This window comes from Saprospiraceae bacterium, assembly GCA_026129545.1.
In the GTDB taxonomy this organism is placed as follows: Bacteria; Bacteroidota; Bacteroidia; order Chitinophagales; family Saprospiraceae; genus M3007.
Genome location: JAHCHX010000001.1, coordinates 412,457 through 437,025 on the forward strand (window position 1 = coordinate 412,457; position 24,569 = coordinate 437,025).

Sequence of the window (24,569 nt, forward strand, 5' to 3'; positions counted from 1 at the left end):
ATCAGTGCTTATCGGCTTCAGCACCCACCGACATTCCGCTTTTCAGCGCCACCGTCACGGCGTAATAGGTCAATCCGTAGGCATCCTGCGTGTGGAAGGAATAGCGGAATTTTTTGCCCACTACCACGGCCCTGTCTCCGCCCGTTTTGTGTCGCTGGTCAATCTCGTTTTTCACTTTGGTAAAGCTGCTTTCGTCGAGCGTCATAAAAGTGATGTCGTTGATATTGGTGCGCCACAGAATGACCTGCCGAAAGACGGAGCTGCCGTCAATATTGGCGTGCCAGCACTTGCGGTAATGGCGTGTATTGGTGGCGCCTTTGCCCGATTCGGAGTCGAGGTCGAAGCCAAGTTTGAGGATTTTGGCTTCTTTGCTGGCAGGGGCGGTGTTGGCAAGCACCTGAAGGGCGCTCATGTCCACGTCGCTGCATTGGGCGATGAGGCCGCAGGCAGTTGTGAGCAGAAAGGCGAGAGAGAGGATGAGTTTCATGAATGAGTTGTTGAAAAATAGACCTTGATTCAATAAAGTTTGTCAGATGGCCATAATTGATGTTCTTGATTTTGAGTAGATTGTGTTTATTTCTGTTCAAAACTTGACGACGCGAGGCACGAATTGAGAACGACGTGGGTCACTCAAAACGACGCTTGTAGAACCAAGAGTTGTCATTGAGCGTGAAGCCGACGGTGATGCGGAAATAGGTCTCTTCAATGGGGGTGTTGGCACCGAGAAGCCCCACTTCGAAGGCTGTGTTTATGAATGAGGCTTGTTGTCGCGGCAGGATGAGGGGCAGCCCCAGCCCGAAAGAAAGACCTATGTCGTCCAGCCCTTTATCGTTCAGGATGCGGGGGTCTTGGCGATAGTAGGCCCCCAGCCTATAGCGAATTCGCTTGCCATAGTTGTTGTATGAGACATGGTCGGGGATGTATTCCACGCCACCAGAAACGGAAGTGGTGTTGCGCATGGTCTCGGGTCGGGCTTCATTGCGATAGCTTGCCCATCCGCCATAGTCGAACTGTGCCCCGAGTTTGAGTTTGTTGGCCCTGACGTATTGAAATCCGACCCCGAAAGTGGCGGGCAATGTCAATGATTGGCGCTCGCCCAGCGAAGATTGGAGGGTGTCGGCATCAATATAATTGCCTGCGGCGGAAATGCCCCTTGTGCGTACGAAAAGCGCGTCGTTCACCGCCCTGAGTTTGTGATTGCTTTCGCCAGTAATTCCGATGGTGAGCCAGCGCGTCGGGGTGATTTTGTCATTGTCGGCTGTTTTCAGCACAAAATCGTGCTGGATGCCCACGTTCCAAACCAAGCCATTGATGCGCAAGTCCTCGCGGCGAACGGTCAAGAAGGAGGATTGCGAACCGGGCAACGAATCGCCCAAGGAAAAGTTGGTTTGGTTGTCGTACACCGATTTGCCAAAAACCCATCCGAGATTAAGCCCAAAGGCCGTGTTTTTGTATTTCACGCCGTTGCTCCAGTTGAGGCGATAGGAGCCGCCGGAGCCGTTGAACGAGCTCGCCACCACGCCCAAATCGGGAAGGGTGTCCAGCGTCTGCACGTTGTAGCCCACCAGCGTGTAAGGCGTCAAGGCCACGCCCATGCCGTACGACCACGGCGAGCGGTTTCTGTCCAACACTTCGTTGATGGGGCTTTTCAGCGTGAATCCCAGCGCGAGGTAAGCAAGGTTGCCGCTCCAGAGATTGGTGCTCGAAGTGGCCGAGGCAAGTCTGGCATATTTGGCGTTGAGACCCGCCTCGAAGGCGGTGGCACGCAAACGCGCAAAGGAGGCAGGGTTCAGTTGGTTAATGTGAAAAGGGTCGTGAAAGGCCGCCGTTTGGCCTCCCCAAGCCGCATGGTTGGCAAAAAACTGGCTCACCGGGTCTCCGATGCCATACTTGGAGTAAGGAGAATTGATTTTGGGCTGAGCAAAAAGGGCAAGATTGGTCAAAAGGAGTAGGGCAACAAGAGAAAACCTCATGGATATTTAAAGGTGTTATAGTTCAGAATGTGGTTCAACCCGAAAAGCGTCAAGTCCGGTTCGACAAATGCGTTGGGCATATTAAGGTGCGATTGAAAAAAAACAGCGTCGCCGCCTGTAAAAATCACTTGCAAGTCGGCTGATTCGCCGAGGCGTTGCTCAAAAAGATGCACAAACCCTCGAATTTCCAACACGGCCCCGCGCAACGCGCCATTTTGCAACGCTGTCTCGGTGCTGTGGCCGACGAAATCATCGGGCATTTGCATCGCAACTTCCGGCAGCCGAGCGGTGAAGTGGTGCATCGCTTGGATGCGCATCCTTGCGCCCGGCGCTATGTTGCCACCGAGATACACACCTTCGGCCGTCAGCAAGTCATATTTGATGCAAGTGCCGCCGTCCACCACAAGACAATTTTTTTGAGGAAACAATAGGTGGGCGCCTGCTACTGCCGCCAAACGGTCTTTGCCTAAGGTTTTGGGTGTTTGGTATCGGTTTTCAAAAGGCAAAGGTGTTTGGTGCGTCAGTTCCAACACCTTGAAATGCTCGGCCAAACCCTCGCGCAACGTTTCGTCCGGTTCGGCTACCGAAGACACCATGACGTGGTTTGCGCCCGCATGGTTGCCGAAGGCCACCAATTCCGCTAACGTCCAGTCTGTCCAAATCGCTTGCTCCACCAACTCATTTCCTCGAAACAGGCCGATTTTGGTGCGCGTGTTGCCGATGTCGAGCACGAGAAACATGGGTAGTTGCGAACATCGCGCCGTCGAAGCCGCGATTGGGGCGCAAAGGTAGGGTTTGGTGGCGCGAAATATTTTATTGGGGTGAAAAAAGGTAAATGCCTCGGTGGAGGGAGGCCCACAGGTCACTTGGTCATTGCCAAATACTAATTTTTGAATTTGGAATTTTTTTTAAAATTCGGCATTCAATGACGTTGCGCTTCCCCACCGCAATTTCACACCCATTCAAAATCATTTGACTTTGCCGTCCCTTGCAACGCTTCGGCCACGGCTGGCGGCGGCACGGCAAGCTTTCGCAATCGTGTGTCAATCCACGCACCGTCCACATTCATCACGGCGCAGAGGGTGCCGTCAGCGCGGGTGAGCTCGTGGCGAAATGAAAAACGCGAGCCGTCGCGGCGGAGCTTTGTCACCAAGACATTGATGAACAATTCGTCGCCGGGGCGTACTTCTTTCCGAAAAACAGCTTCTTCCCGAAAAAGAATCGGCCCAAAATGTTGCTCCGCCATCAACCGATAAGTGATGCCATGCGCGTCCAAAAAAGCGACGCGGGCAGCGGCCCCAAAATCATAATAGACTGAGTGGCGCAGGTGGAAATTCGGGTCAAAATCGGCCCAGCGAAGCGAAACAGGTATTTCAAAAGCAGTCATTTTTTATAGAGCGGAGATGGTGATGCGATAGATGGAGCGAGTTCGCGCACGCTCATCGCCTGACGTAATCCTGCACCGAGTGGAAAACATCCATCGGATTGTCGGGCCACGAACGGAGCAGCAGGAACACGCCAGCGAACATGATGATTTTCACCAACGTGCTGGCACGGCTGTAATCGCGCCGACTTCTTGCCCTCAAAATAGACAAGGTGGCAAACAACGAGGGCAAGAGCAACAGCAGCCCTCCCGCTACGACCTGCCAATCCGGTGCGTTGGTCTGGTTCCAAAAAACGAGCAACATGAAAATAAGCAGGCTGACCAACAGACCCACAAAAACAGCAGGTTTTTTGGCGTAGCGTGGCCCTTTCAGCACAGCCAGCGTGACGCATCCGCAGGCCGAGTCGCCTTGAAAATCTTCGAGGTCTTTGATTTGCTCGCGCAAGAGATTGGTGAAAAAGGCGAACAAACCGTAGAGCCACACCAACCCCACCGCTTGTTGTATCTCATCCGGTTGGATGAAAGAGGTGCGCACGATGGGCCGGTCTTCCGGGAATAGGATGATGATGGGCACTGTGCCACACAGAAACGACACGAGCAGGTTGCCGACCACGGCGGTGCATTTCAATTGCCACGCATACAGAAACAACAAGAACGACACGCCCGGAAACACCCACAACGGCCAGTGATTGGCTGGGCGCAACTCGATGTCGAGAAAAAAAGCGACTCCATGCACCACTATCACCAGACTCGAATAGAACACCAACGCCAAAGAAGGAGGCAGATAACGCCCCCATACCACCCGTTCGGGGCGGTTGATGGCATCCATCTCACGGTCGTAGTAGTCGTTGAGCACATAGCCTGCCAGTGTGGTGAGCACGGTGGCTGCCGCGATGAGGCCGAAGGTCCATTCCGTCAGCACGGGAATGCCGCCCGCCTTCAAGAGGGCAGGGCGCAACACCAACCAATAAGGAATCATCTGCGTGAGCAGTACAATGACCAGATTGGGCAGCCGCAGCAACCGAACAAAGGCCAACACCAGATTCATGCGGCTAAAGTAAGTTGTTCGGAGAAGGTGGCTAATGGTTCGTCGCCAATTTCCAAAAATTGTTTCTTGCCATAATCCAATCGCTTGATTTTGAGTAGGAAAATGAAACGTCCTGCGCTATTCGCCCAATCAGAAATCCTGTCCGCTTGGCCGGGTAAGCTTCAAACCCTCAATACTCTGGCCACTTCTCTTGCAACTTCATCACCTTCTCGATGATGTCGCGCACACAGCCGCGCCCACCCGCCAACGGAGAAACGTAATCGCAGATATCGAGGGCTTCGGGTGTTGCGTCGGTAGGGCAACAGGAGAGCACCACTTTGCGCAGCACAGGTAAATCGGGCAGGTCGTCGCCCATGTAGCAGACTTCAGAGACGAGCGTGTTGGTGCGTTGGAGGAAGGATTGAAAAGCCACCCATTTGTCGTGGATGCCGGAGTAGTACTCTTCCACGCCGAGGTCGGTGAGGCGTTTTTTCGCGCCTTCCGAGCGCCCACCGGTGATGATGCCCACCGGGTAGCCGGCTCGGATGGCCCATTTGATGGCTTGCCCGTCGCGGACGTTCATGGTGCGGAGCAGCTCGCCTGCCTCCGTCACCACCAGGTCGTTGTTGGTGAGCACACCATCCACGTCGAACACGAAGGCTTTTACTGCCCGTATTTTGTCGAACAAGTGGACGAGCTCGAGTTGGACGGGGGCAGAGGCTGCCAGTTGATTTATCTGTTGTTGGCTCTCCATTCGTACACCCATTTGGCTTGAATTTGCTCCAAGTGCGATTCGTTGGATTCCTCGCGTTTGCCCTCGAAATGAGGGATTTCCAACACCCATTGGAGCAAGTCGGTGAAGCGGATACGGTAGATTTTGCCCTCGTCGAAGTCGTCGCCAAAACGCTCGTAGAGCGCCATGGCGATGTCTTCGTGGTCGTTCCAGTGGATGGGCAAGTCGTCGAAGTCTTTGAAAGGCATTATGAGTTTGTGCTAATGTGCTGATTTGGGAATGTGCCGGGTGGCTAATGCTCGTGCCCGATGATTCTGCTTTGGTCGGGAATGGTGACGGTGATTTGGGCATCGTTGTCAAGGATGACGCATTGGCATCCGAGGCGACTTTCGAGGCGCGGGTTGATGGCGCGGTCAACGAAATCCTCCTCCTTGTCGGATATTTCCTCCAGATACTCTTCTCCTTTTTCCACATAGACATGGCAAGTGGAACACGCGCACACGCCGCCGCAATTGTGGTTGAGGTGAATATCGAACTCCTCCGTCAATTCCAGAATAGACATATCCTCGAAATCACCCGTCACGGTCTGAGGGGGGATGTTTTTATCTTCAAACAGAAATGTTACGGTGGCCATGAAAAAAAGGTTTTTTGATTGCGGGGTTCCAATGGGGGGGCAAAGATATGTTTAGGCCACTAAACAAAGGAAAAGCATCAAAGTTTGGTCAATACGAGAAGAGGAGGGCGGTAAAAAAGAACAGGGGCATGAAGCCGCACAGCAAGGAGATGGCGACGGATTTGCTGTGATTCACCTCATGTACCTCGATTTTTTCCAACTGCTCGTAAGCGATGGTTGTGGTGATGGTGTCGCCCAGCGCGATGGCGAATTTAGGCTTGACGTATATCAGCACATCGTCCTTGCTGTATCTCGCGTCTTGGCGGCCACGAATGGTAGCCACTTCTTGGGCTTCCAATTCATCGAGCCGAATGAGAAAGCCCGTCATGCTGTCGTCCCGAAAATCGGCTTCCGACACATACCACACGCGTGAAGCGGGTCGGGCAGCATCCAAAATGTAAAAAGTCAGCTCGGATTTTTCGATTTTGGCCAGGCGGCTTTTCGCCATCGGGTAGCGTTGGTAGAAAATGCAGCCCGACAAAAAGACGAGCGAGGCGAGCAACCATGCGGTGTTTGTGTGAAAAAATGTCTTCATGTTGTTCGATTTGTTTTTTCAAAAACCAACACCAAGAGATAACAATGGCGTGGCGACAAACTGTGTGGTTCTGTTGTTGCCATAATAGAAAAAGCCTGATGGCTGTGGGGCATTGTCCCGAAACTTTGCCCATTCGAGACCGATTGGGAGCGAAAATTCGAGCACTGCCAGCCTCCCCAGATGGTATTGCCAGCCCATGCGTACCAAAATTTTCACGGTGCTGCTCGTCCTTTTCTCAAGATTCAAATCAAAACCTGAGTTGTAGAGCGCGTGCCGCCGTCCAAAGCGCATGTCCGGGCCGATGTAGGCATTGGAGCGCCGCCCGGTGAGCCGGCCCCGAAAGAAGGACTTGGAGAAAAAAGCCACTTCCCATGAATCGTTGGTGACACCTTGGTTATAGTAGTAGAAGTCGTTGGCGAAAAAGAAATTGGCCTGCACCCCGAAATGGTTGTAAAGGTTGAGCGGGCGCTCTATAGAAAGGGTGAAAGCCTTGTATTGGGTCTCGAACCATTGGAGCGAGATACCGGTCTGAACCACAAGATTGTAAGGCTTGCGCAGCGAAGGGTCTTCGACATCCTGACCTGCCAAACGCTGCAACGACAACAAAAGAAAAAGCGGAAGTAACAATTGTCTCATATTGAGCGGCATTAGTTCACACAAAGATTCAAAACCCATGAACATGGTTGTACTGCTTTGGCTGACAAAAACTTTTTCTTAACGCGCCGCCGCCTTTGCCCGCAAGGCCAATCGCATCGGTCTTCAAAAATCGAATCATTCAACCGTACCTTTGCCGCACATTCCCCGCCAAGTGACAATCGCACCACACAACAACATGACACACACATCCACTGCTACCCCCCAACCCGTTGCCAGCCAACCCGCCCCCATTGTGCTCGACATGGACAAAGTCCGCAAAGCCTTTGAGGAAGCCGCCCCCCGCTACCAGCTCGCCCACCCGTATCCATTTGGGGTCTTCGACGATTTTTTGGACGAAAGCGCGGCCCGCTCGGCCATGAATGCTTTCCCCGGCATCAAAGACGAAGGCTGGATTCACTACGTCCATGTCAATGAAAAAAAACACGGCCTGAACAAGATGACCTTGATTCCGGCAGCATTGCAAAAGGTTATCACCGCGCTGAACACCGATGAATTCGTGGCGGCTCTGAGCAAACTCACCGGAATCCCCCACCTCAAGCCCGACCCAAGCCTCGAAGGAGGCGGCTTGCACCAAAGCAAGCGCGGCGGTTTCCTCAATATCCATGCGGACTTCACCGTGCACCCGCACAAGCGCCACTGGCGCCGCCGAGTGAATGTGCTGGTCTATCTCAACGAAGATTGGGCGCCCGAATACCGCGGCGAACTCGAACTCTGGACGCGCGACATGAAGGCTTGCGCCCAAAAAATCCTGCCAGTGTTCAACCGTTGCGCCATTTTCAATACCGACGAAGACTCGTTTCACGGGCTGCCAGAACCGATTCAATGCCCGGAGGGCATGACACGCAAGTCCATCGCCCTTTACTATTTCACAGAGGAAGAAAAAACGCCGCCCAAGCGGGCCACCAACTATCGCGCCCGACCGGAAGATGGCAACCGCCGCATCCTGATTTGGCTCGACAAACAGGCTATCTCCATCTACAACACGCTGAAAGGCTGGCTCGGCATTGACGACGAGCTTGTGAGCAAAGTGCTGAACTTCTTCAATCGGGAAAAAAAGTAAAGATGCGGATTCCTTGATTTGTTGAAAAAATCACGCTTCAACAAATCAAACCGCAAACAAGTCAACATTTTCGATGAGCCAATCCTTACGCACATCCCTCCTGCTGGCACTGCTTGGCGCAGTGTTTTACATACCCTTTCTCGGCGGCGTGCACCTGTTCGACTGGGACGAAATCAACTTCGCCGAAATCAGTCGGGAAATGCTCATCACCAAAGAGTATTTCAGGGTTTATGTCAACTTTCAGCCGTTTTGGGAAAAACCGCCGTTGTTTTTCTGGCTGCAATCGCTGGCGATGGAGGGCTTTGGGGTGGGGGAGTTTGCTGCTCGTTTGCCCAATGCGCTTTGCGGCATCGCCACGCTGCTATTGGTCTATCAAATCGGGCATCGGCTCTACCACCACCGATTCGGGCTGGTGTGGGCACTGACTTATTTTGGCACCGTGCTGCCGTTCCTTTATTTCAAATCGGGCATCATTGACCCGTGGTTCAATTTCTTCATTTTCGCGGGCATTTACCATTTCATCCTTTTTTACTGGAAAAAAGATGGTTTTGAGCTCGCCCTGCCGCACAGCCAATGGCGCTACCTTTTTCTCGGCGGCTTCTGGATAGGCATGGGCATCCTGACCAAAGGGCAAACGGCCTACCTAATCGCCGTGCTGACGATGGGCGTCTATTGGGTCAGCCAACGCTTCAGGATGTATGTGAGCGTGCCGCAGTTTTTGTTTTTCACGCTCGCGGCGGCCATCGTCATGCTGACGTGGTACGGCTTGGAGACTTGGAAAAACGGCACTTGGTTCATTGAAGAGTTCAACAAGTATCAATACCGCCTGTTCAGCACCCCCGACGCGGGGCACAAAGGCTTTCCGGGCTACCACTTCGTGGTGTTGCTCATTGGGTGTTTCCCGGCATCCATTTTTGCGCTGCGGGCCTTTTGGAAAATGCCTGCGGAATCGTTCCGCTACCGCGACGATTTTCGGCGCTGGATGAAGTATCTCTTTTGGGTGGTGCTGCTCCTTTTCACTATCGTGAAATCGAAAATCGTCCATTACTCCTCCATGTGCTATTTTCCGCTGACCTATCTGGCGGCGGTGGTGATAGATAAAATCGTGGCAGGGGAAATCCGATTCAACTCGGCCATGCGTGCGGGGTTGTGGGGCATCGCAGGGGTGTTTGTGTTGGCGGTGGCCGCCTTGCCCTTCCTTGCCATGCAAATCGAGGTGCTGAAACCTTTGTTCAAAGACCCTTTTGCGCAGGCAAACTTGGAAGCCGACGTGCGCTGGACAGGTTGGGAGATATTGCCGGGCGTGTGGTTGTTGGGCGTGATGGCAGCAGCGTTTTATTTTTTCAAAAAGACAAACCATTGGCGAGGTTTCCAAACCCTCTTTGTGGGCACGGGCGCATTTGTGCTGCTCACACTTATCTTTTTCATAAAGCGCATCGAAGGCTACTCGCAGCGGGCGGCCATTACGTTTTTTGAAAGCAAAATTGGGGAGGATTGTTATGTGCTCACGCATGGCTATCGCTCTTATGCGCACCTCTTCTACACACGCAAGCCACCTGTGACCAACGAAAAAAGCTATGACCGCAACTGGCTCTACGCGGGCGACATAGACAAGGACGTGTTCGTGGTGTCGAAAATTCAATCGGCGCACGAAGTGGAGCGCATCGCTGGCATGGAAGAGCTGGGCAGAAAGAACGGATTTGTGTTTTTTGTGCGAAAGGCAGTCGAAAAGGAGTGACCCACGCGCTGTGTGCCAAGACATTTCAGCGATTATTGGAAAAGCGTTAAAACTTAGGTTGAGGGGCTTGCTTTGGGGTCGTATGCTGTTTCAATGAAAATGAAATCAGCCTTCCACCCCCAACCTTCTATACCCAGATTAAAGAAGATTTGAAGACACCCCTGATTGATTTGTATGATTTTCAAAGGATTGCGAGCGTCGTTTGTTCAAAACCACCTTGTCAGACCCTGTACTCAGGGGCTTGCCCGCCCAAGTGAAGTGGACGGGGCTGATTTGCGTTGACTATATACCTAAGTTTTCACGAAAAAGCCTTACAATTTATACGTCACCATTTGAAATGCGCTTGCAGGCAAGGCTATGTTAAAGGTCGGTTTCACTGACAATGGGCTAAGACAACGAGCCGTTCAAGTTTCCATTATCAAATCAAACCGTACACAAGATGAACTTAAATCCATTTCTCCGCTTGCCAGCACTTGCCATTTCTGCCTCCCTGCTCCTTTTCACCGCTGCTTGCGACGACAACAAATCCACCGACCGAACGGACGACCCCGCGACGGAAGCCGTGCTGCTCGTGATTGACGAGGAAAGCATTGACAACGGAAACGAACCCAACAACTTCTCCGCCGTGGACGTGAACGACCAACTCGCCAGAGTCGGCCTCCGTCAGCCACTTCGCTATTTCCAAGACAACGTGGGCAAAACGATTGACCTCTACACAGGCCAAGTCGGCGACGAGGGCTGGTATGCCCTGAAAACAATTCCAAACTCATGGAAAAACGCCGGGCCGACCGACAACGGCTCGCAAAACTTTCTCGCCGCTGGCCCCGGCCTCGGTGGTGGCGACGACAACCGCGAGGTGTTGCTCGACAAAATCCCGAACGTGACCCCCCTCCGCGCCACCGGGCTGAAAACGTTGATTGGGAAAACAGTGCTCGCGGTGGTCTATGACAGCGACATCAGCATCAACTATTCTCCCTTGAATGGCAACCTGCAAGGCGCCAACCTCGGCCTCGTGGCGTTCGACGTGCTCGAAGTCGCCGAGCGCACCGATGGCTCTACCTCCTCGCTTCCTCGCGTCACGATTGCGATTCGGTCTGTGGACGACGCGATGGCTGCCCCGCTCATGCTCTTTGCCAATGCGCCAGTGCCGCAATCGTCGTCGGAACCCTTCGACATCAAACCACCCGTCACAGCGCCTGCGGCGCAATTGGAACCGGCGCAGTGATTGTCGGGCAAAGTGTGTGCGTGCAAATCATGAGTTGAAAGTCTTGGGCTTTCGATATCCAAACACTCATGCAGGCAGTGATTTGAAAAAAATCACCGCCTGCATGACACACACACACACTTGTTGCGCCGCCGCCCTGAGCGAAGTCTATGCGCGCAGCCGCTACGATTTGTCCGTTCGTTATGAAAACGACCTGCCCCCGCCCGCTTTTTCGAAAGAAGACCTCCAATGGCTTCAAGGTATCTTGAAAGAAAAAGCACTGTTGCGATTCGGCGCATCCCTCAAATCGTTTTCTTCTTGCGTTACCTACCCAAAATCTCCTTCTCCACTGCCAGTTTATACATTCGCCCCACCGGAATCGGCGTTTTCCCAATATCCAATCCATCTGCCGAGTGCGCGGTGATTTTGTCTTTCGCCACGATGAACGAGCGATGCACGCGCAGAAATCGCGCTGGAGGCAGCACCTCCTCAAAGTGCGTGATAGTTTCCTTCGTCGTGATTTTTCCCTGGGTGGTCACGATGCGGACATAGTCTTTCAGGCTTTCCAAATAGAGGATTTCGTCAAGCAGCACCCGCACGTTTTTGCGGTCGGCACGCACGAAGAGGTGCGGTGCCTCTACTTCGGATGCTTGAATTTTTAGCGAAACGGGCAATTCCGCTTTCCTAACTCGCGCTTGGAATTTTCCAATCGCCTTCAAAAAACGGTCGAACGAAATGGGTTTTAAGAGATAATCCGCCGCGTCGAGCTCGAAGCCTTCGAGGGCAAACTCGCGGTAGGCAGTCGTCAAAATCACCTCCGGTTTTCGGCGCAGCGATTGGAGAAACTCCAGCCCCGTCAGCCCCGGCATCTGGATGTCGAGGAAGAGCAAATCCACTGGCTGCTGCTGCAAGGACTCGAAGGCCTTCACAGGGTTGGTGAATTTTCCGGCGACCATAAACCCTTCGAGCCGCAGCAGGTACGATTCGATGATTTCGATAGCAATGGGCTCATCGTCAATGATGTAGCAAGTGTAAAGCATAGTCGTCATTGAGGGTCATTGAGGGTTATTGAAGGGTCATTGAGGGTTATTGAAGGGTCATTGAGGGTTATTAAAGGGTCATTGAGGTCATTAAGGGTCATTAATGACCTCAATGACCCTTAATGACCTCAATGACGCTAACTGCAATTTCAAAGCAATCAAAAACACCTCTCCGCCCTCCACTTTTTCCAACTCGTAGCGACCAGCATAGAGCAGCGCGAGGCGTTTTTCCACGTTGCGCAGGCCGATGCCTTTGTGGCCGTTTTCGGGGCCTTTGGCGGGGCGGCTGCTTTTGCTGTTTTCCACTTGAAAAAAAAGCGTTTTTCCCTCCAAACGTAAGTCAATTTTTACAAAAACCGTATCGCTCGCCGTGTTGGCCGCGCCGTGTTTGAAGGCATTTTCCACGAAAGGCAAAAGCAAAAGCGGCGCGATGCGGATGTCGTCGGGCGGGATTTTCGGCTCGAAAGCGAGTGCCAGCCGCTCGCCGAAGCGCAGGCGCTCGAGTTCGATATAGTGTCTGATAAGTTCGATTTCCTTGCGCAAAGGGATTTTTTCGGCGTTGCATTCATAAAGGATAAAATCGAGCAGGCCACTGAGTTTCAAGATACTGTCGGGTGTGTGTGGCGATTTTTTGAGCGCGAGGCCATAGAGGTTGTTCAGCGTGTTGAACAAAAAGTGCGGATGAATTTGGGCACGTAGGAATTGGAGCTCGGCATCGCGTTTCTCTTCGGCCAACTGCGTTGTCAGGCGGTCTTTTCGGTCCCAATCCCGAATGATTTTGAGGCAAACGCCGAGCGCGATGACGGCGTAGTCGCGGAACAGGTTTTTGGAAATTTTGGAGAGTGGCATTCTGAATTTTTCTCCCTCGTGCAGCGACCAGTATAGGTTTTCCCATTGCAACCGAAAAACCATAACTACCAGAAAAACAATGACGCACGACAACCAGAACAATACTTTTTTTCCTCGCCAAAGCAGTCGCGGCACGAGAAAGTAGGCCACGAAATAAAACGGCAGAGCGACGACGGGCAGGAAAAAAATCGTCTGCCGCAACAGCTCGCTTTGGTCGCGGTAGTGCGGCAGGTTGGCTACAAACTCGACGGCGACATAGGCCGACCAGAGCAGGAGGTGGAGGAGGATGCGTTTTATCACGCCGCCAAAAGTACGGCAAACCTTTTTAGCCGTTTTCATCGTCGGCAGACGGCTGGATTGCGCTGGTTTTCAGGCAGATTTTGTCGCCCAATGCCATTTGGCTGCGACTTTGGGTTGTGTGGTGTTGGCTCGAAACTGTTCGGCTGAAATATCTTTTGGCAGGTTGTTTCCTCCTCAAATTGTGCTCTCATTCGGCTTTTCAATGGCAAAAGCATTAGTGTTCAGTTAATTAAAATTCAACAGTTTATGAAAGCAAAAAACATTTTTTTCGGCTTGCTCGGCAGCTTTGCGCTGTTTCAGTGGGCGCATTTCAACTGGTCACGGAACGTATCGCGGAATGACATTCAGCGCACCTCGGAGTATCATTCCGGCTTACAAGTGCGACAGTTTGAAATGCACCCCTTTAAGTTTTGCCTCATTGACAAAACCTTGCCTCCCGAAGAAGAGGCGAATGAACTCCGTTTGGCGCAGAATCCGCCCGACACTTGCGACAACCCTGATGCCAGCCCCCGTTGTTGCTTCGTCGGGATGCCCGATAGCCTGACTTCGGAAATGAAAATCGCGGGAAAAGACGAGCCGGGGGAGCGTTTGTTCATTCGCGGGCGCGTGTTCAAGGCTGATGGCAAAACGCCTTATCCGAACGTGCTCATTTATGCCTACCACACCGACTCCAAGGGCATTTATTCCAAAAAAGGGGGCGAGACGGGCATCCGGCGCTGGCACGGGCGGCTTCATGGCTGGTGTCGCACCGACGTGGAGGGGTGGTTTTCGATTCGCACGATACGGCCTGCCAGTTACCCGGACAGCCGCAACGCCGCGCATATTCACCACGTCGTGCAGGAGCCGGATGGCAGCGAGCCATATTACATCAACGACACGGTTTTTGATGACGACCCGTATGTGGACAAACGTTACAGGGCGAATGAGACCAAGGGCGGGCACAGTAGCGGCATTGTAAAATTGCAGCGCCAAGCCGATGGGGTTTTGAAGGGGCAGCGGTTCGTTTCGTTGAAATAGCCAACAAAAAAGCGGTTCCCGTCAAGTGACGAGAACCGCTTTCGTTATATTGGGTTTTTGAAAGGAACCTCTTACTTCAGGTTGAAGGCACCCGTGCCGACAAGGAATCCTTTGTTGTAAACTTCAACGGTGTACTTGCCTTTGGCGAAGTTTTGGCCGGGCTGCCAAGCGCCGCAGACGTTGGTTTCGCCGTTGTTGTATTGGCAAGAAGCTGTAGTGGTGTAGCGCACTTCTTGTTCTGCTCTCTTGTCGAGAGCCACGCCGGAGCCAAGGCTTTCGATGGCGAGCGGGGCGCCAGTCGGGTCCACGATGCGAATTTGGAACACTTCCTCGCCAGAGGGGACTACTTCGTTCGGCTCGGTGGTGAAGCAAATGTTGAGTTTGTCAACTTTGCCGGCACGCGACTTGGATTTCTCTTTGCCATTGTTGCGCACGTCAACCGATTTGACGGTCACGTTTTTCACGCGAATCGCCGACGCGATGTCCACTTTTTTGGATAATGCGGCACGTTCCGTTTCGAGCTGTGTCTTTTCGGAAATCAAGGCAGCTTTTGCGGTGCTTTCTTCTTGCAGTCTGCTTGTGGTCTCGTTGAGCGAGGTGGAAAGCTGCTGGTTTTGTGCCGTCAATTGTGTGTTGGATTCCGTCAGGATGCCAACTTGTTTTTTCAGGTCATCAATTTCTGCCAGATACTGATTTTTCTGGCGCTCGAAGCTGGCAAGGGCGCTCTGATAGTCTTTTTTGTTGCGGATAAGCCCCGCGATTTCGTTTTTCTGTGCTTCCAACTGCTGGAGTTGCTCGTTGATTTTCGCGTCCAACTCGGCGTTGATGCCTTTTTGCTGTTCGAGTTGGGCTACTGCGTCATTGTAGCGAGCGTCGAGTTCGTTGAAAGCTTCTTTCTGTTGGGTGAGCTCCATAGTGGTGGCGCTCAGTTCTTTGCTTGTGTTGTATTTGCTAACCAACAAAAAGACGCACAGGCCGAGCAACGCGGCGATGGCTACGCCCATAATCGTGGTCATACGCTTTTGGTTGTCGCCGTCATTGTTGCCGTAGTTCGGAGTCGTGGGCTGATTGAAATTGGTGGGAGTGCTCATGCTGAAAAAGTGTGATGAAAAGGTTTAACGTTAGAATGTGATGTCAAAATTTTCATCATAGGCTGTGCCGAAGAGTTGACTGCTTTTTTTTGTGCGAGTTGATACGAATGCGTTTTGCAAAGTCACCCATTAACCATCTTTCGTCGGGCTTTATTGCGTTTTAGTCGGTCTCTTTTTCCAAATTTTTTTTGAAATTATACGATAAACAATTGATTTTCAGTGTTAAATTTTGGATAAAAAAGATTTGAAAAAAATCGCGCCGGGAGTGGATTTCGGAAGAGGGAAGGGGAAACACTATCTTTGCGCTCAACAAATTTTTCCGCCTTGCTCACGCCTCAACCTTTCCTGCCATGACGCTTTTGGATGCTTTCGACCTTTACAATATCCTTTTTCTCGACATCGAGACGGTGCCGGGCAGGCCTGACTTTGAGGAACTGAGCGAGGAGATGCAGGAGCTCTGGGGTGTCAAGTGTCGCTCCATCTTGCGCCGGCCTGCCAGCGATGAAATCGAGTATGACGAGATGGCTGAGCTTTATCGGACTCGGGCGGGCATTTATTCGGAGTTTGGTAAGATTGTGTGTATCTCGGTGGGTATTCTGGCACGAAATCCCGACAACGGCGAGCCGCTGCTGCGACTGAAGTCGTTTACCAATCATGTGGAGGCCGCTTTGCTCGACGATTTCTGCGAGCTGTTGAAAAAGCGTTTTGACAACCCTGACAAGTTCGCGCTCTGCGGGCACAACATCAAAGAGTTCGACGTGCCGTACATCTGCCGCCGAATGTTGCTCAACCAAATCGCTTTCCCAAGAATACTTGACATCGCCGGGAAAAAACCGTGGGAGACAAAACATCTGGTGGACACGATGGAAATGTGGAAGTTTGGCGATATCAAGAACTACACCTCGCTCCGTCTTTTGGCCGCGATTTTTGACTTCCCTTCTCCCAAAGATGACATGGACGGCTCTGATGTGGCCGGTGTCTATTGGGAAGAGCGCGACTTGGAGCGTATCGCTACCTACTGCGAAAAAGATGTGTTGGCAACCGTGCAGTTGTTTCTGAAAATGAAAAGGCTGCCGATACTCACAGAGGGGCAGGTGGTGTCGGTTAGATAAATTCCCGATATTTGCCCCCGTTATGAGAAAACACTTGGTAGCTCCCTCCGTTTTGGCGGCTGATTTCACGCGCTTGGGCGAAGAGGTTGACATGGTGAACCGCAGCGAGGCCGACTGGTTTCATCTTGACGTGATGGATGGTCGCTTTGTCCCGAACATCACGTTCGGGATGTTCATCGTGGAAGCCATCGGCAAAATGGCGCACAAACCGCTTGATGTTCATCTGATGATTGTGGAGCCGGAAAAATACATCGAGCCTTTCCGAAAGGCGGGCGCGCACGTCATCACGGTTCACTACGAAGCCTGCCCGCACTTGCACCGCACGATACATCAAATCAAGGAAACCGGCGCTATGGCTGGGGTGGCGCTCAATCCGCACACACCCGTCAGTCTGCTGGCAGATGTGATTGAGGACATTGACCTTGTGTGTCTGATGGCGGTCAATCCCGGTTTTGGCGGCCAGAAGTTCATCTATCAGAGCTTGCCCAAGACGCGCCAACTTCGTGAGCTCATTGACACTCGCAACAGCAAGGCGCTCATCGAGATAGACGGTGGGGTGGGCTTGCAAAATGCCGAATCGCTCCTTCAAGCAGGTGCGGATGTGCTGGTGGCGGGCAGCAGTGTGTTCGCTGCGCAAGACCCACTCGCAACGATTCGAGCACTAAAAGCGTTTGAAGCAGGGTTTGATTTTTGATGGGGATTTGGTTGTCCGGGAATCGGGACATAATGTGCTCAAATCCTCAACTTCCTAAGTCAGCAAATCCCCAAACGAACACCCACCATGAAGAAGATTGATAAACTGCTAATGAAGAGCTTCGTTGGGCCATTCGCGGTGTCGTTTGGCATCGCGCTTTTTGTGCTCATCATGCAGTTTTTGTGGCTTTATATTGACGATATTGCGGGCAAGGGCGTGAGTATTTTTATCATGTTGGAGCTCATTGGCTACCTCTCGATTTCTACTTTCCCGATGGCGCTCCCGATTGCTATACTGATTGCCTCGGTGATGGTGATGGGCAATTTGGCCGAACGCTACGAGTTGTCGAGCATGAAGTCTGCCGGTGTGCCGTTGATTCGCATCATGCGAGGGCTGATAATTTGGGCGGCAGCCACAGCGGTGTTTTCATACCTCTGCTCGGATGTCATCATTCCCTATTCCAACTTGAAGTTCAAATCGCGGCTCACCGATATTCGCCGACAAAAACCGGCATTGGCGCTCGAAAAGGGGATTTTTAACGAAGATTTTCGGCAGTTCGTCATTCGCATCGGCGACAAAGCGCGCGATGGGGAAACTATCAGCGATGTGATGATAGAAGACCAAACCAACCCGGGCAGAATCAACTTCAACCAGATACTTGCGGACAGCGGCCAAATGTACACCACCGCCGACCGACGCTTTTTCGTGATGAACCTGTTCAACGGTACCCAATATCAAGAGCCGGGTGCACAGGGTGGGGGGGCGCAAAAACAGAAATATCCGTTCGTGCGCACCAATTTCAAATCGTGGACGAAGGTGTGGGACATGAAAGAGTTCGAATTGGTGCGGTCGGACGAGGAACGGTATAGCACCAATCGGTCTATGCTAAGCATGAACCAATTGCGTTCCATGATTGATTCGCTCGACCGCTCCATGTATAGCTATCGGATTTCTATCGCCGAAGACCTGCTGTTCCAGCTGAAGCGCCAGCCCATGAAGCCCCCCAAACCTGTCGTAAAGGACACCACCGCGCAAAAAGAGGCAACCTCCGATGCACAATCGCACTCCCCGACCATCATTCAATCGGCAAAAAACAAAATCGCCGTACAGACAGCAACGCCCGATGCTCGGCGCAACCCCGAAGTGCCCGAACAAGAACTGACGCGCCCGCTCACGGAGTACAAGTTTTTTTACGAGACGTTCAAACCCGAAGACCGCCCCAGCGTTTTGAGAGAGGCGGTGAATCGGGCCAAAGCCAGCATGACTTCGGTGGAAACCCGCAAGGCTCAGGTGGAAAATCGCCGATTGGATTGGGTGAAAACAGGGTATGAACTCTACATCAAATACAGTTTTGCACTGGTTTGCTTTATCTTCCTGTTCATCGGCGCGCCCATGGGTGCCATCATCCGCAAGGGTGGTTTTGGGTACCCCATATTAGTGTCCATCATCTTTTTCGTCACTTTCATCATGCTCACTATCTTGTGTAGGAAATTGGCGGAAGGGAACATCATGTCGCCTTTCATGGCGGCGATGGTACCTTGCATTGTGCTCGTCCCGATAGGGGTGTATCTGACGCGCAAGGCGATGAACGATTCGCAAATGTTCAGTACCGACCGAATTGACCGTTGGATGCTCCTGTTGCGCAATCGTTGGCAAAAACAAAAAATGGCTAAAATGGCATGAAGAGCATTTGGGACAATTCTTGGTTTGTGATACCGACTTTGCTGTTTTTCAATGTAGGGCTGTTGCTTGCGTACTATCTGCCTTATGGCAACGAGATTCTGTATCTGAACACTCTGCGCCGCGAGCCTTTCAGCTCTATTTTCCAATTTATTACCCGTTTGGGCGAAGCTTATGCCTTCTTCGCGTTCGGCATAGCGGCGCTTTTTTGGCGCTATCGCTACGCTGTTCTCATCGCGCTCGCGGGGCTTGTCACCATTCTGGCCGCCTATTTTGTCAAGGAGTCCTTTGGCACTGACCGCCCTATCACTTATTTCCGCAACCAGAACATGGAGGATGCGCTCGTCACCGTGCCGGGCGTGATACTGAACGCAGGCCAAACGAGTTTTCCCTCCGGGCACACAATGGCGGCGTTTGCGCTGTATAGCTTGCTGGCGCTGTTCGTCGGCCAAGCGCATCGCCGTTGGGGGCTGGCGTTGGCCTTATTGGCTGCTTTGGTCGGAGTGTCGCGCGTGTTTTTGGCACAACACTTTTTGGCCGACGTACTCGCGGGGGCTGCGCTTGGGCTATTGGTGGGTTGGGCGGTGTGGCGATTGGACCAGACCCCTTTTTTTCAAGAAAAAAGATTTTTGGACGGGCGCATTAAGGTGGGCTGACTACGGAGAAGCTACTTTTCGCAAGCTGATGAAAACGTCGTTCGTTTTGCGGTTCAAAGCCGAACTTTCAAAAAACGCAGCACGCCTTCCCAATCGTCGGGCTGGAAAACTTCCCATGCGCCATGCTTCCTGAACCAAGTCGCCTGACGCTTGGCATAGTTGCGTGTGTGTTGCTTGATTTTGTCCACCGCTTCCTCGCGGGATATTTTGCCATCAAAGAAGTCGAACCACTCCTCGTAGCCGACCGTGTGCAGGGCGGGTCGCGCTCGCAAGTGAAAAAGCCCGCGTGCCTCTGCCTCCAAGCCCGCAGCCACCATAGCATCCACACGCGCCTCGATGCGGGCGTAGAGCAAGGGGCGAGGCAATTCCAGCAACAGATATATGGGGGTAAAAGCGCGAGGTTTTTTTTCATGGCCGAGAAATGCCGAAAAGGGGGCACGGGTCTCCCAACAGACTTCCAGCGCACGGCGCAATCGCGCTGGGTTTTGTTTGTCCACTTTTTCAAAATAGGCGGGGTCGCGCTGTGCCAGTTCGGCTTGAAGCCAAGCGAGGCCACCTGTTTGGATGCCTGCTTCCACTTGTTTTTTTGTTTCGGCTGAAACGTCGGGGAAGGCATCCAATCCCTCGCACACGGCCCGGAGGTAAAGCCCCGAACCGCCCACGAGCACGGCCACTTCTTTTTCGGAATAAATTTTTCCCAAAACCCGCAGCGCCTCCCGCTCGAAATCGCCCACGCTAAAATCATCGGTCACGTCGAGCGTATCAACGAAATGATGTCGCACGGCGGCCAGTTCGGCTGGGCTGGGCTTGGCCGTGCCGATGTTCATTTCCCGATAAAATTGGCGACTGTCGGCAGAGAGTATCTCCGTGCCAAAATGTTGCGCCACCTTGATGGCGAGGGCAGTTTTGCCGGTGGCCGTGGCGCCGCCAATGACGATGAGGTGTTTCATCCCGTGGGGGGGGCGTGGTTGGTGTCGCGTCGTCGGTTTATTGACGATGCGAGGTATATGTTTCGCACTGCCAAGCTTTGGGCATGGCTACAGGCGCAATCTGTTCAAAATCAGGGACATCAATCATGAGCATCTGACAAATCCTAGCGAATCAAGGCATAAAATTATGAGCGCCCAATCGGAAGGGGCTTATTTTCGCCGCAAAAATCAAGTCTATTCCCCAACCGACCAACCTCAACCGCACAAGAAGCGAGATAGATGAAGTTTAGTTTGCGCCATCAAAGCACGGGCAAGGTGTATCCCTATTTGGTGCCTCTTGGAGGACATTCGATGTTTATTGGCTTCATGCGCAAGGTGCATGTGAACAACCGCCACGGCGTGCCGTCCGACCGCCCGGTCTTGTTGGCCGCCAATCATCCCACTGCTTTTCTCGACCCTTTTTTGCTTTGCACTTTTCTCGACCCGCCTATCTACAACATGACGCGGGGCGATATTTTCGCAAAACCCTTTTTTCGCAAGCTGTTGCAAAGCATCAACATGTTCCCCGTTTTTCGCGTGCGCGACGGCTACACCGGGCGCGACCGCAACGACGAAGTGTTCGAGTATTGCGTTGACAAACTTTACCATCGGCGCGTGGTGACGATTTATGTGGAAGGCGAGCACCATTTGGAAAAAAAGGTGCGCCCCGTCCAAAAAGGCATCGCCCGCATCGCCTTCGCCGCCTTCGAGCGCCATCGGCTCGACGACCTGCAAATCATCCCGGCGGGTTGCAATTATGTTTTTGGCGACCGCCCGCGCGAGGAGGCAATGGTCAATATAGGCCAGCCGATTCTGGTCAAAGACTACTGGGACGATTATCAGCGCGACCCCGCCGGCACGCTCCAGCGTCTTTGCAAGGATGTGGAAATCGCCCTGCAATCGGTTTGCTACCACGTCGAACACGACGGTGACGCGCAGTTGGCCGAACAGCTCCTCATGCTCCACCGCAGCGCCCACCCTGAGGCTCCGCTGCCCATATATGTGTTCAACAGCCGTCGTTTCGCGGCGGAAAAATCTGTGCTCGACCGCCTCAACGCGCTGCCTTCAGACGAGAAAAATGCACTTCGCGAACGCGCCGCCCCATATTTTTCCGCGCTCGAAAAGGCTGGCTTGGACGACGCTGCGTTGGTCAACCCGCAATGGGGCAATGGGTGGTGGCTGTTGTTTTTGGTGCTTGGGCTCGCGCCGTGGCTGCTTGGCTACCTGAGCAGTTGGCCGCTTGTCCATGTCATTCGAGCCATCGCGGATAAAAGAGTCAAGAAGCGCGAGTTTTACAGCAGCGTTCGCATTGGTTTGGGACTGCTGCTTGGCACGCCGTATTATTTATTGCTCGTGCTGCCCTTTTTGCTCACGTGCCGCCCCGCATGGATTGCGCTTGGGCTGATGTTGCCGCTGTTGGGGTGGTTCGCGCAATTTTACATGGATATGTGGAAACGCTGGCGAGCGGCACGCAAGGCGCTGACGCACCAACAACGGGACGCGCTGCTGGCGCAAAGGGCTGCTATATCTCCTCCAAGATGACCATGCCAGCGTCAAACGGTGCCAGATTCGCCTTCAAGGTCTCGATGAATCCTTCCCCGTATTTCAGCCAATAAGGCATGAAGTTGTCGTGGCGCTCCTGTAATCCGCCGCCCGGAAAAAGTTTTTCTTTCAAAGCCCGAATCTGATTGATTGTCACCTCGTGCTTTTGTTTTTCGGCGCGGACAAGGCGACCCTGCCAGTGTTCCAGGCCGCTCACGGCTTTCGCCTCATCGGCGCGCACCGCCTTTTCCAATGTTGGGTCAATAGCGGTGGCTTTGGATGCCAGCCGCTCAAAAACACGGCGCAACTCGTTGACCTCCTCCGTCAGGCTCACCTCCACTGCCGCGTTTTTTTCCACAAAACTCCGCACGAGAATGTCCGTGTCCTCAAAAAAATCGGCGGGCGAAAAGCCGAACTTTTGTAGTTTCTTCTTTGCGTCGCGGTCGAGCCAAAGCACGGAGTGGCGGCGTACAAGGGCTGGGAAAGACACCCCAAAATGCTCGAAAACCGCTTTCCGCTCCAGCCAGTAGGCCAGTTCGCCGCCACCGCCCACATATGCGAGATTGGGCAAAATCATTTCTTGAAACAAGGGGCGCAGCACCACGTTGGGGCTAAATCGCTCAGGGTGCGCTTCTACCAACGAGAGCATTTCTTTTTCGGAAAAAACGAGCGAGGTGTTCAGCACTTTGAAAACATCGCCTTCCCGGACGATGCGCTCCCGCTGCCCCGGCACCATGTAGAAAAGATTGATTTCGCGGGGAGTGGCTTGGGTCTTGAAGCCCAGTTCGTTGAGCCGTGTGGTAGTCTCGTTGACCAGTCGAAAACAGGGTTGTTCCAGCAATTCAGCTTTCAACACGGGGGCAAAATGCCGTTTGAGGCGAGCATCGTTCATGTTTAGCACCACCAATCCATAGCGTCCAAACAAATGGTGGAGCATGGCCTGTGTCGCTGCTGCGATGGTGGGGCTTTGTGTGTAGGCGCGCTCGACGGTCGCAAAAAGTGCCGCCGCTGCCTCGCTTTCGCCCAAGATGGTTTTCAGCTCCGCCAAAACAGGCGCGAGCGAGGCAGTGCCCATGCTGCCCACAGCGCCTTGCTCATTGGTTTGCCATGCTATTTTTTTCCCAAAAAGATGGATGGCGTTCAGTTCCTCCAAGTCGTGGTCTTCGCTGCCGAGCACAAACACTGGCACGATGGGATGGCTGGTTTTTTCGGCAACGGCTTCCGCGAGATTGATGGTGGTCAGCGCCTTGTAGAGAAAATACAACGGGCCGAGGAACAGGCTTGGCTGGTGGGCGGTGGTGATGCTGAAGGTGTTGCCGTTGGCCAACGCTGCGATGTTCTCCGACACTTTGGGCTGAGGCGGCAAAGCGTGGTATTGTTCCCGCAGCACTTCCTGAAGCGTGGTGCGGGGGTGGGGTCTTGCTTTTCGTTCGGCGATAATCGCCTCAAAAGCATTCATTTCGGGCAGATGTTGGTAAAATGGCCGAAGCAAAGCATCGCCCGTGCTATACGCCACGTCCGTCTTCGACAATTGTGGGATTTCTTGAAACGGTATGAGTGTTTTGTGCATTTGAAAGGTATGTTCCATTGAGACCGATTGTTTCGTTTGTCTCGGTTTTTCCGATGCTTGGTTCATGAGGCATAACAGTGTTTGGGCGCTGCCTGTCAATGGTTTGCGGTGTACCATTCCACGAAGTGCCGCACCCCTTCCTGCAGGCTTACGGAAGGCTGGTAGCCAAACAAGCGGCGGGCCTTGCTCACATCCGCATGGGTTTGCTCCACATCGCCCGGCTGTTTTTCAAGATACTGAATCGTCAGGGGTTGGCCCAATGCGGCCTCTACTGCCTTCACCATCTCCAGCAATGTGACCGGGTGAGCGCCACCGAGATTGATGATTTCGTAGCTCAGTTGGGGCATTGTGACTACTTGGCAAATGCCCTGCACGATATCCGACACAAATGTGTAGTCGCGGCGCGTCAGTCCGTCGCCATAGAGCGGAATCGGCTGCCCCGCGAGAGCGAGTTGCGTGAATTTGTGGATGGCCAAATCGGGGCGCTGCCGCGGGCCATACACGGTGAAAAATCGCAGACAAGCGACTTCCATTCCATAGAGATGATGAAAAACATAGCTAAGCAACTCGCCGCTGTGCTTTGAGGCGGCATAGGGGGAAATGGGCTGGCTCACGTCGTCCGTTTCCGAAAAGGGTGTTTTTGTCTGATTGCCATAAATGGAGGAGGAGGAACCAAACACAAAGCGCCGCACGCCCGCACGTTGCATGGCCTCCAATACCCTTGTAGTGCCATTCACGTTCACGTCCATGTAGTTGGCCGGTTCTTGTATGGAGGGGCGGACACCCGCTTTGGCGGCCAAATGCACCACACAGTCCACCGCGTTTTTTTCAAAAATTTCTCTCAACAAGGCAGCATCGCGGATGTCGCCACGTCGGAGAACGAATTGAGGACTTTGGCTCAAAATGGCCACATTTTGCTCTTTGATGCTTGGCGCATAGAAATCATCAAAATTGTCGAGACACACCACTCGATGGCCTTGCGCCAACAAATGCTCGCACAAATGCGAGCCAATGAAACCGGCACCTCCGGTGACTAAAATGGTCATGCAATAAGGTTTAGGTTGGT

The 24,569-nt window shown here is 53.0% G+C and carries 25 protein-coding genes; 9 read left to right on the forward strand and 16 right to left on the reverse strand.

Annotation, left to right across the window (positions count from 1 at the left end):
- Position 1: 1 nt before the first annotated feature.
- From KIS77_01390 to KIS77_01435, 10 genes are all read right to left on the reverse strand, one after another.
- A complete protein-coding gene (locus KIS77_01390) occupies positions 2 to 487 on the reverse strand; it encodes a hypothetical protein (protein ID MCW5920967.1) in 486 nt (161 codons plus the stop codon).
- 139 nt (positions 488 to 626) lie between these two features.
- The gene (locus tag KIS77_01395) at positions 627 to 1,973 is read right to left on the reverse strand and encodes a hypothetical protein (protein MCW5920968.1); all 1,347 of its coding nucleotides are present in this window, start codon (positions 1,971 to 1,973) and stop codon (positions 627 to 629) included.
- Positions 1,970 to 2,713, reverse strand: coding sequence for a type III pantothenate kinase (locus tag KIS77_01400; GenBank protein MCW5920969.1), 744 nt, complete (start codon positions 2,711 to 2,713; stop codon positions 1,970 to 1,972). Before KIS77_01400 ends, KIS77_01395 begins: the two co-directional genes overlap by 4 nt.
- Positions 2,714 to 2,925: 212 nt before the next feature.
- Entirely contained in the window at positions 2,926 to 3,360 is a 435-nt protein-coding gene (locus KIS77_01405) for a thioesterase family protein (protein ID MCW5920970.1), read from the reverse strand.
- 52 nt (positions 3,361 to 3,412) lie between these two features.
- Positions 3,413 to 4,405: a geranylgeranylglycerol-phosphate geranylgeranyltransferase gene (locus KIS77_01410; GenBank protein MCW5920971.1), complete on the reverse strand. Its 993-nt coding sequence runs from the start codon at positions 4,403 to 4,405 to the stop codon at positions 3,413 to 3,415.
- Positions 4,406 to 4,574: 169 nt separating this feature from the next.
- Positions 4,575 to 5,138 (reverse strand): HAD-IIIA family hydrolase, encoded by a 564-nt coding sequence (locus KIS77_01415; protein MCW5920972.1) that lies wholly within the window; start codon positions 5,136 to 5,138, stop codon positions 4,575 to 4,577.
- Positions 5,117 to 5,365: a Fe-S cluster assembly protein IscX gene (gene iscX / locus KIS77_01420; protein MCW5920973.1), complete on the reverse strand. Its 249-nt coding sequence runs from the start codon at positions 5,363 to 5,365 to the stop codon at positions 5,117 to 5,119. The genes KIS77_01415 and iscX overlap by 22 nt, the downstream gene beginning before the upstream one ends.
- Positions 5,366 to 5,409: 44 nt before the next feature.
- Positions 5,410 to 5,751 (reverse strand): 2Fe-2S iron-sulfur cluster binding domain-containing protein, encoded by a 342-nt coding sequence (locus tag KIS77_01425; protein ID MCW5920974.1) that lies wholly within the window; start codon positions 5,749 to 5,751, stop codon positions 5,410 to 5,412.
- An 88-nt stretch (positions 5,752 to 5,839) separates the two neighbouring features.
- Positions 5,840 to 6,325 (reverse strand): hypothetical protein, encoded by a 486-nt coding sequence (locus KIS77_01430; protein ID MCW5920975.1) that lies wholly within the window; start codon positions 6,323 to 6,325, stop codon positions 5,840 to 5,842.
- 18 nt (positions 6,326 to 6,343) lie between these two features.
- Positions 6,344 to 6,961: a hypothetical protein gene (locus KIS77_01435; GenBank protein MCW5920976.1), complete on the reverse strand. Its 618-nt coding sequence runs from the start codon at positions 6,959 to 6,961 to the stop codon at positions 6,344 to 6,346.
- A 196-nt stretch (positions 6,962 to 7,157) separates the two neighbouring features.
- On the opposite strand from KIS77_01435, the gene KIS77_01440 reads away from it, so the two are divergent.
- From KIS77_01440 to KIS77_01450, 3 genes are all read left to right on the forward strand, one after another.
- Positions 7,158 to 8,042 (forward strand): 2OG-Fe(II) oxygenase, encoded by an 885-nt coding sequence (locus KIS77_01440; protein ID MCW5920977.1) that lies wholly within the window; start codon positions 7,158 to 7,160, stop codon positions 8,040 to 8,042.
- A gap of 73 nt (positions 8,043 to 8,115) precedes the next feature.
- The gene (locus tag KIS77_01445; protein ID MCW5920978.1) at positions 8,116 to 9,780 is read left to right on the forward strand and encodes a glycosyltransferase family 39 protein; all 1,665 of its coding nucleotides are present in this window, start codon (positions 8,116 to 8,118) and stop codon (positions 9,778 to 9,780) included.
- Positions 9,781 to 10,219: 439 nt separating this feature from the next.
- Positions 10,220 to 11,005: a hypothetical protein gene (locus tag KIS77_01450; protein ID MCW5920979.1), complete on the forward strand. Its 786-nt coding sequence runs from the start codon at positions 10,220 to 10,222 to the stop codon at positions 11,003 to 11,005.
- Between the two features lie 302 nt (positions 11,006 to 11,307).
- Here KIS77_01450 and KIS77_01455 read toward each other — a convergent pair whose 3' ends face one another.
- Complete coding sequence (locus KIS77_01455) at positions 11,308 to 12,033, reverse strand: response regulator transcription factor (protein MCW5920980.1); 726 nt, start codon at positions 12,031 to 12,033, stop codon at positions 11,308 to 11,310.
- 81 nt (positions 12,034 to 12,114) lie between these two features.
- Positions 12,115 to 13,212 carry a sensor histidine kinase gene (locus KIS77_01460; GenBank protein MCW5920981.1) on the reverse strand — a complete coding sequence of 366 codons (1,098 nt, stop codon included), beginning with the start codon at positions 13,210 to 13,212 and terminating at the stop codon, positions 12,115 to 12,117.
- A gap of 207 nt (positions 13,213 to 13,419) precedes the next feature.
- Here KIS77_01460 and KIS77_01465 point away from each other — a divergent pair, with 207 nt between their 5' ends.
- A complete protein-coding gene (locus tag KIS77_01465) occupies positions 13,420 to 14,190 on the forward strand; it encodes a hypothetical protein (GenBank protein ID MCW5920982.1) in 771 nt (256 codons plus the stop codon).
- Between the two features lie 71 nt (positions 14,191 to 14,261).
- Here KIS77_01465 and KIS77_01470 read toward each other — a convergent pair whose 3' ends face one another.
- Positions 14,262 to 15,281 carry a hypothetical protein gene (locus tag KIS77_01470; protein MCW5920983.1) on the reverse strand — a complete coding sequence of 340 codons (1,020 nt, stop codon included), beginning with the start codon at positions 15,279 to 15,281 and terminating at the stop codon, positions 14,262 to 14,264.
- Between the two features lie 350 nt (positions 15,282 to 15,631).
- Between KIS77_01470 and KIS77_01475 the strand changes: the two genes are divergently transcribed.
- The 4 genes from KIS77_01475 (at position 15,632) to KIS77_01490 (ending at position 19,423) form a co-directional block, all read left to right on the forward strand.
- Entirely contained in the window at positions 15,632 to 16,393 is a 762-nt protein-coding gene (locus KIS77_01475; GenBank protein MCW5920984.1) for a 3'-5' exonuclease, read from the forward strand.
- A gap of 22 nt (positions 16,394 to 16,415) precedes the next feature.
- Positions 16,416 to 17,087: a ribulose-phosphate 3-epimerase gene (locus KIS77_01480; GenBank protein ID MCW5920985.1), complete on the forward strand. Its 672-nt coding sequence runs from the start codon at positions 16,416 to 16,418 to the stop codon at positions 17,085 to 17,087.
- A gap of 87 nt (positions 17,088 to 17,174) precedes the next feature.
- Positions 17,175 to 18,770, forward strand: a complete 1,596-nt coding sequence (locus KIS77_01485) for an LptF/LptG family permease (GenBank protein ID MCW5920986.1) — start codon at positions 17,175 to 17,177, stop codon at positions 18,768 to 18,770.
- Positions 18,767 to 19,423 carry a phosphatase PAP2 family protein gene (locus KIS77_01490; GenBank protein MCW5920987.1) on the forward strand — a complete coding sequence of 219 codons (657 nt, stop codon included), beginning with the start codon at positions 18,767 to 18,769 and terminating at the stop codon, positions 19,421 to 19,423. The genes KIS77_01485 and KIS77_01490 overlap by 4 nt, the downstream gene beginning before the upstream one ends.
- Before the next feature lie 53 nt (positions 19,424 to 19,476).
- Here the strand turns inward: KIS77_01490 and miaA are convergent, their stop codons facing one another.
- A complete protein-coding gene (gene miaA, locus KIS77_01495; GenBank protein MCW5920988.1) occupies positions 19,477 to 20,373 on the reverse strand; it encodes a tRNA (adenosine(37)-N6)-dimethylallyltransferase MiaA in 897 nt (298 codons plus the stop codon).
- A 258-nt stretch (positions 20,374 to 20,631) separates the two neighbouring features.
- On the opposite strand from miaA, the gene KIS77_01500 reads away from it, so the two are divergent.
- On the forward strand, positions 20,632 to 21,933 hold the full coding sequence (locus KIS77_01500) for a 1-acyl-sn-glycerol-3-phosphate acyltransferase (protein ID MCW5920989.1): 1,302 nt from the start codon (positions 20,632 to 20,634) through the stop codon (positions 21,931 to 21,933).
- Here the strand turns inward: KIS77_01500 and bshC are convergent.
- The gene (bshC, locus tag KIS77_01505) at positions 21,914 to 23,521 is read right to left on the reverse strand and encodes a bacillithiol biosynthesis cysteine-adding enzyme BshC (protein MCW5920990.1); all 1,608 of its coding nucleotides are present in this window, start codon (positions 23,519 to 23,521) and stop codon (positions 21,914 to 21,916) included. The two genes, KIS77_01500 and bshC, sit on opposite strands and share 20 nt — an antisense overlap.
- A gap of 77 nt (positions 23,522 to 23,598) precedes the next feature.
- Positions 23,599 to 24,549 carry an SDR family NAD(P)-dependent oxidoreductase gene (locus tag KIS77_01510; GenBank protein MCW5920991.1) on the reverse strand — a complete coding sequence of 317 codons (951 nt, stop codon included), beginning with the start codon at positions 24,547 to 24,549 and terminating at the stop codon, positions 23,599 to 23,601.
- Between the last annotated feature and the right edge of the window lie 20 nt (positions 24,550 to 24,569).

Excerpts from the sequence above, each read along its gene's own strand:
- KIS77_01390 (MCW5920967.1), bottom strand. The coding sequence starts at position 487 with ATGAAACTCATCCTCTCTCTCGCCTTTCTGCTCACAACTGCCTGCGGC.
- KIS77_01395 (MCW5920968.1), bottom strand. The coding sequence starts at position 1,973 with ATGAGGTTTTCTCTTGTTGCCCTACTCCTTTTGACCAATCTTGCCCTT.
- KIS77_01400 (MCW5920969.1), bottom strand. The coding sequence starts at position 2,713 with ATGTTTCTCGTGCTCGACATCGGCAACACGCGCACCAAAATCGGCCTG.
- KIS77_01405 (MCW5920970.1), bottom strand. The coding sequence starts at position 3,360 with ATGACTGCTTTTGAAATACCTGTTTCGCTTCGCTGGGCCGATTTTGAC.
- KIS77_01410 (MCW5920971.1), bottom strand. The coding sequence starts at position 4,405 with ATGAATCTGGTGTTGGCCTTTGTTCGGTTGCTGCGGCTGCCCAATCTG.
- KIS77_01415 (MCW5920972.1), bottom strand. The coding sequence starts at position 5,138 with ATGGAGAGCCAACAACAGATAAATCAACTGGCAGCCTCTGCCCCCGTC.
- iscX (MCW5920973.1), bottom strand. The coding sequence starts at position 5,365 with ATGCCTTTCAAAGACTTCGACGACTTGCCCATCCACTGGAACGACCAC.
- KIS77_01425 (MCW5920974.1), bottom strand. The coding sequence starts at position 5,751 with ATGGCCACCGTAACATTTCTGTTTGAAGATAAAAACATCCCCCCTCAG.
- KIS77_01430 (MCW5920975.1), bottom strand. The coding sequence starts at position 6,325 with ATGAAGACATTTTTTCACACAAACACCGCATGGTTGCTCGCCTCGCTC.
- KIS77_01435 (MCW5920976.1), bottom strand. The coding sequence starts at position 6,961 with ATGAGACAATTGTTACTTCCGCTTTTTCTTTTGTTGTCGTTGCAGCGT.
- KIS77_01440 (MCW5920977.1), top strand. The coding sequence starts at position 7,158 with ATGACACACACATCCACTGCTACCCCCCAACCCGTTGCCAGCCAACCC.
- KIS77_01445 (MCW5920978.1), top strand. The coding sequence starts at position 8,116 with ATGAGCCAATCCTTACGCACATCCCTCCTGCTGGCACTGCTTGGCGCA.
- KIS77_01450 (MCW5920979.1), top strand. The coding sequence starts at position 10,220 with ATGAACTTAAATCCATTTCTCCGCTTGCCAGCACTTGCCATTTCTGCC.
- KIS77_01455 (MCW5920980.1), bottom strand. The coding sequence starts at position 12,033 with ATGACGACTATGCTTTACACTTGCTACATCATTGACGATGAGCCCATT.
- KIS77_01460 (MCW5920981.1), bottom strand. The coding sequence starts at position 13,212 with ATGAAAACGGCTAAAAAGGTTTGCCGTACTTTTGGCGGCGTGATAAAA.
- KIS77_01465 (MCW5920982.1), top strand. The coding sequence starts at position 13,420 with ATGAAAGCAAAAAACATTTTTTTCGGCTTGCTCGGCAGCTTTGCGCTG.
- KIS77_01470 (MCW5920983.1), bottom strand. The coding sequence starts at position 15,281 with ATGAGCACTCCCACCAATTTCAATCAGCCCACGACTCCGAACTACGGC.
- KIS77_01475 (MCW5920984.1), top strand. The coding sequence starts at position 15,632 with ATGACGCTTTTGGATGCTTTCGACCTTTACAATATCCTTTTTCTCGAC.
- KIS77_01480 (MCW5920985.1), top strand. The coding sequence starts at position 16,416 with ATGAGAAAACACTTGGTAGCTCCCTCCGTTTTGGCGGCTGATTTCACG.
- KIS77_01485 (MCW5920986.1), top strand. The coding sequence starts at position 17,175 with ATGAAGAAGATTGATAAACTGCTAATGAAGAGCTTCGTTGGGCCATTC.
- KIS77_01490 (MCW5920987.1), top strand. The coding sequence starts at position 18,767 with ATGAAGAGCATTTGGGACAATTCTTGGTTTGTGATACCGACTTTGCTG.
- miaA (MCW5920988.1), bottom strand. The coding sequence starts at position 20,373 with ATGAAACACCTCATCGTCATTGGCGGCGCCACGGCCACCGGCAAAACT.
- KIS77_01500 (MCW5920989.1), top strand. The coding sequence starts at position 20,632 with ATGAAGTTTAGTTTGCGCCATCAAAGCACGGGCAAGGTGTATCCCTAT.
- bshC (MCW5920990.1), bottom strand. The coding sequence starts at position 23,521 with ATGGAACATACCTTTCAAATGCACAAAACACTCATACCGTTTCAAGAA.
- KIS77_01510 (MCW5920991.1), bottom strand. The coding sequence starts at position 24,549 with ATGACCATTTTAGTCACCGGAGGTGCCGGTTTCATTGGCTCGCATTTG.